We start from the raw sequence: 962 nt of genomic DNA, 5'->3' as shown, positions 1-962 counted from the left end.
TCTCAAGGCCGCTCCCGGTATCCGGGCTGTCGCCGTCTATGACGAGATGCTGCGGCGTCATCCGGAACTGTCTACAGGCATTCGCCGCACGCTTGAGCGGCGCATCCGCTCCTGGCGGGCAGTTCATGGGGAAGAGCAGGAAGTGATCTTCCGGCAGACGCATGAACCCGGCCGACTGGGGCTGTCGGATTTTACCGATATGACGAACCTCGGCGTGACGGTCGCCGGCCAGCCGCTTAACCATCTGCTCTATCACTTCCGGCTGGTCTGGTCGGGCTTCGAGCATGCCCATGTCATCCTTGGCGGCGAAAGCTTCGTCGCCCTGGCCGAGGGCCTTCAGAACGCCCTGTGGTCGGTTGGCGGTGCACCGCTCCAGCATCGCAGCGACAGCTTGTCGGCTGCTTTCCGCAACCTCGACGCCGATGCCAGGGCCGATCTGACGAGCCGCTACGAGGAACTGTGCGCCCATTACCACATGACGCCGACCCGCAACAACAAAGGCGTGGCGCATGAGAACGGCTCGATCGAAAGTGCCCACGGCCATCTCAAGAACGCCGTGCGCGACGCTCTCCTGATGCGCGGCGCAAGCGACTTCGACAACCTCGGCTCCTACCGCGCCTTCATCGATGAGATCGTCAGCCGCCGCAATGCCGCACACGGCAAACGCATCGACGCCGAGCGCGCCCAATTGCAGGCGCTTCCCGATACCCGCACGAACGACTTCGAAGAGGTCATCGTCACGGTGTCGCGCACCGGCGGCTTTAGCCTGCGCAAGGTCTTCTACACCGTGCCGTCGCGCCTGATCGGACACCGCCTGCGGGTGCGGCTGTTCGACGATCGCCTCGATGTCTTCATCGGCGGCACGCAACTGATGACATTGCCAAGGGGGCGTGGCCATGCCGACGGCCGCCACGACCAGGTCGTCAACTACCACCACGTCATTCATTCGCTGCGCAAGAAGC

1 protein-coding gene is annotated in these 962 nt (G+C 63.8%); it reads left to right on the top strand.

What is annotated here, in order from left to right; genetic code table 11:
• Positions 1-962: IS21 family transposase (gene istA / locus AC1D0P_RS26070; RefSeq protein ID WP_477679372.1), on the top strand; the 962-nt coding region annotated here is incomplete at both ends.

The organism is Polaromonas sp. P1_G2, from assembly GCF_056405515.1.
The sequence above is the reverse complement of the archived record's forward strand: the minus strand, read 5'-3'. Positions and strand labels throughout refer to the sequence as shown.